Genomic DNA, 3576 nt, shown 5'->3' on the forward strand with positions numbered 1-3576 from the left:
TCCCCGCACGCGCGTCCAGCAGCACCCCGCGCCGGGCGAGCGCGGCCGCGTCATCCGCCGTGAGCAGCGGCAGGGCGCCGGGCTCCGGGACGAAGTCCCCCTCGTGCTCGCCCGGGAGTTCGGTGGTCAGCGCGCCACCGGCCGCGGTCCAGGCGGGCAGACCGCCGTCGAGCACGCGGACATCGGGGTGGCCCGCCCAGCGAAGCAGCCACCAGGCGCGCGCCGCCGCCCACCCCTGTCCGCCGTCATACGTCACCACGCGCCGGTCCCGGCCGACCCCGGCCCGTCGCATCGCGGCCGCGAACGCGGAAAGATCGGGCAGCGGATGGCGCCCCGCCGCCCCGGCCGGGCTCGCCAGCTCGGTGTCGAGATCGACGTACACGGCGCCGGGCAGATGTCCGGCCTCGTAGGCGGGGCGGCCGGGAGGGCCGCCGAGCTGCCAGCGCACGTCCAGCAGCAGCGGGGGGCGCTCCCCCGCCAGCGCGTTCATGAGATCGGGTGCGGTGATGATGGCATTCATGGGAACCATCCTTGCGTAGATCCGCCTGCGACGTTTGGACCCCCCGATCACTCAACGCACAGCTGATCGTCACTCAATGGCCGGCAAAGCGAAACGGATGCGCGGCAATAAACCGGTCATTCTTCCTCCGGAGCGGCCATATTGCGGCGCGGCCGGGGAGCTTGCCGCGGCAGGTGGTGCAAATATCGTTCGGGCCCCCCACATCAGCACCTCCGCATCACCGCCCCGCGCCGCACCGGCCCGGGGCCGCACGGCCACGACGATGGTCCGAGGAGAGAGTGACGTATGACCGAGGCAGCGACTCGGCGCACACCGGGCACACCCTGCTGGACGAGTTTGATGGTGCACAGCCTTGCCGCGACACAGGACTTCTACCACGCCCTGTTCGACTGGGAGTTCACCCCGGGGCCCCAGCAGCTCGGCGCGTACGTCCGCGCCGTACGGGACGGCGTGCCGGTCGCCGGACTGGGTGAGCTGCCACCCGAACGTCAGCTTCCGGTCTCCTGGATGACCTATCTGGCCTCCCACGACGCCGACGAGACGGCCGAGATGATCCGCGCCTGCGGCGGCACCGTGGCCGTGGGCCCGCTGGACGCGGACGAGGCGGGCCGGATGCTGATCGCCGCCGACCCGGAGGGCGCCGTGTTCGGGGTGTGGCAGGAGGAGGAGCACGCCGTCCTCCGGGAGTCGGGACCGCCCGGCACCCCGGTCTGGCACGAGCTGACGGCCCGCGAGTCCGGGGCGGTCGCGAAGTTCTACCAGATGGTCTTCGGCTACGAAGCGGACGGTACGCGGAGCGCGTCGCCGCCCGAGCCCGGCGAGCCCGGCCGCCGGACCCTGCACCTGGCCGGGCAGCCGGTGTGCGCGATCCGGAGCGTGGGCCGGGCCCTGCCCCGCGACCGGGGCGCACACTGGATGACCCATTTCGCGGTACGGGACGTGGACGAAGCGGTGCGCCGGGTCGCCGAGTTGGGCGGCCGGGTGGTCGAGCCGCCCTCGGACCGGGCGACCGGTCGCGCGGCCCTGGTCACCGACCGGGAGGGGGCGGCCTTCACGGTCGTGCGGGCTGCGGAGGTTTAGGGAGCCGTCGGCGGGACGGCGGGCGAGTCGACCGGGAGCACATCGGGTGACAGGCTGGCGGCCCGCGCGCCGGCGGCCGTCATCCGGCGCCGGTGGTGGCGGCGGCACAGCACCTCGTAACCCACCTCGCTCTCCGACTGGTTGACGTCGCCCACGACGACCTGGGCGCCCTCGACGACCATCTCGCTGCCGACGGTACGGGCGTTGTGCGTGGCCCGGGCACCGCACCAGCACAACGCCTCGACCTGGAGCACCTCCACCCGGTCCGCGAGTTCGACCAGCCGCTGGGAGCCGGGGAAGAGCTTGCTGCGGAAGTCGGTGGTGATGCCGAAGGCGAAGACGTCCAGGCCCAGGTCGTCGACGATGCGGGCGAGTTGGTCGATCTGGAGCGGGGTAAGGAACTGCGCCTCGTCCACGATGACGTAGTCGGCGCGGCTCCCCGCCGTCAGCGCGCCGACCACATGGGCGTAGAAGTCCAGGTCCGGTACGGCCTCGACGGCCTCGGTGACCAGCCCGAGCCGTGAGGAGAGCTTGCCGTGGCCCGCCCGGTCGTCCCGGGCGTAGATCATCCCCTGGAGCCCGCGGGCCGAGCGGTTGTGCTCGATCTGAAGAGCCAGCGTGCTCTTTCCGCAGTCCATGGTTCCGGAGAAGAACACCAGCTCGGGCATGGGGGTGGCGAAGCCTTTCGTACGAGACAGGTGGCGGTGGGACGGGCCGCGCGCGGTGACGCGGTCGCGCGGGTGACGCGGTCGCGCGGGTGACGCGGTCGCTCAGGAGCGTACTTCGAGCAGCGGGACGAGCTGCTCCACCGGGGTCATCGAACCGTGCAGCCCGACCATCGCGGACTCCTTCGGCTCGGTCTCCGAGGCGACGATCGCGATGTCGTCGCGGGCGGCGGCCACGATGTCGCCGATGCGCCGGTAGACCCGGTCGTCCACGCCGCCGGTGCCGCCGGGCGGCCCGAACCAGCCCGCCTCGATGGCCTCGTCACGGCCGGCCACCCACATCCGCTCCCCCACCACCTCGCGCCATACGGCGAGCACGTCGCCGGCCGCGCCGGGGACCGCGTACAGATGGCGGGCACGGCCCTCGCCGCCCAGCAGCGCGACGCCCGCCCGCAGCTCCCAGTCGGTGTCGAAGTCGAGGCGCGACTCCGGGTCGAAGGGGATGTCGATCATGCCGTGGTCGGCGGTCACGTACAGCGCGGCGCGGGGCGGGAGTTGTTCGGCGAGCCGCCGGGCCAGCCCGTCGACGTAGCGGAGTTGGTCACGCCACTCCGCGGAGTCGACGCCGAAGCGATGACCCTTGCCATCCACTTCGCTGTAGTACGTGTAGACGAGCGAGCGGTCCGCGGCGCCGAGCTGCTCGGCCGCGAGGTCCATCCGCTCCTCGCCGGAGAGCCGGCCGTGGAAGGTGCCACCGCTCAGCGCGATCTTGGTGAGCGGGGTCTCCGCGAAGGTCGGCGCGGAGACCTGGCAGGTGTGCACGCCCGCGGCGTCGGCCAGCTGGAAGACCGTGGGATACGGCTGCCAGGCGTGCGGATCCGTCCAGGGCTGCCAGCGCAGCTGGTTCATCAGCTGGCCGGTGGCGGGGTCGGCCACCGTATAACCCGGCAGCCCGTGGGCGCCGGGCGGCAGGCCCGTGCCCACGGAGGCGAGCGACGTGGCGGTGGTGGACGGGAAGCCCGCGGTGAGCGGGGCGCCGGTGCCGTTCATCGAGGTGGAGAGCAGCGAGGTCAGGAAGGGCGCCTCGGCGGGGTGGTCGCGCAGCAGCTCCCAGCCCAGGCCGTCGATCAGGAAGACGCAGACCCGGTCGGCGGGCGCGAGGGCGAGCCCGGACGTCATCCCCGGGACCTCCTGCCCGGCGGCGACCGCGGGCAGCAGATCGGCGAGCGAACCCGTGCCGTAGCGCGGCAGCGGGGCGCTGCGGGGATCGAGCGGCACCGGCTCGGGCCAGGCGGAGTCGGCGGCGGTGGT

4 protein-coding genes are annotated in these 3576 nt (G+C 73.3%); 1 reads left to right on the forward strand and 3 read right to left on the reverse strand.

Annotation, left to right across the window (positions count from 1 at the left end):
• A partial coding sequence (locus tag SSOG_RS12300; protein WP_281048078.1) for a sulfurtransferase occupies window positions 1–520 on the reverse strand: 520 nt, incomplete at its 3' end.
• Window positions 521–805: 285 nt separating this feature from the next.
• Here SSOG_RS12300 and SSOG_RS12305 point away from each other — a divergent pair.
• Window positions 806–1600, forward strand: coding sequence for a VOC family protein (locus tag SSOG_RS12305; RefSeq protein WP_009714546.1), 795 nt, complete (start codon window positions 806–808; stop codon window positions 1598–1600).
• Here the strand turns inward: SSOG_RS12305 and SSOG_RS12310 are convergent.
• Together SSOG_RS12310 and SSOG_RS12315 are read right to left on the reverse strand one after the other, a co-directional pair.
• Window positions 1597–2268, reverse strand: a complete 672-nt coding sequence (locus tag SSOG_RS12310) for a thymidine kinase (protein ID WP_009714547.1) — start codon at window positions 2266–2268, stop codon at window positions 1597–1599. The two genes, SSOG_RS12305 and SSOG_RS12310, sit on opposite strands and share 4 nt — an antisense overlap.
• 102 nt (window positions 2269–2370) lie before the next feature.
• Window positions 2371–3543 carry an alkaline phosphatase family protein gene (locus SSOG_RS12315; protein ID WP_009714548.1) on the reverse strand — a complete coding sequence of 391 codons (1173 nt, stop codon included), beginning with the start codon at window positions 3541–3543 and terminating at the stop codon, window positions 2371–2373.
• Window positions 3544–3576 lie beyond the last annotated feature (33 nt).

Origin of the sequence: Streptomyces himastatinicus ATCC 53653, assembly GCF_000158915.1 — a bacterium.
GTDB classification, from domain to species: Bacteria; Actinomycetota; Actinomycetes; order Streptomycetales; family Streptomycetaceae; genus Streptomyces; species Streptomyces himastatinicus.

Coding starts and splice junctions, on each gene's coding strand:
- SSOG_RS12305 (WP_009714546.1), top strand. CDS start 806: ATGACCGAGGCAGCGACTCGGCGCACACCGGGCACACCCTGCTGGACG.
- SSOG_RS12310 (WP_009714547.1), bottom strand. CDS start 2,268: ATGCCCGAGCTGGTGTTCTTCTCCGGAACCATGGACTGCGGAAAGAGC.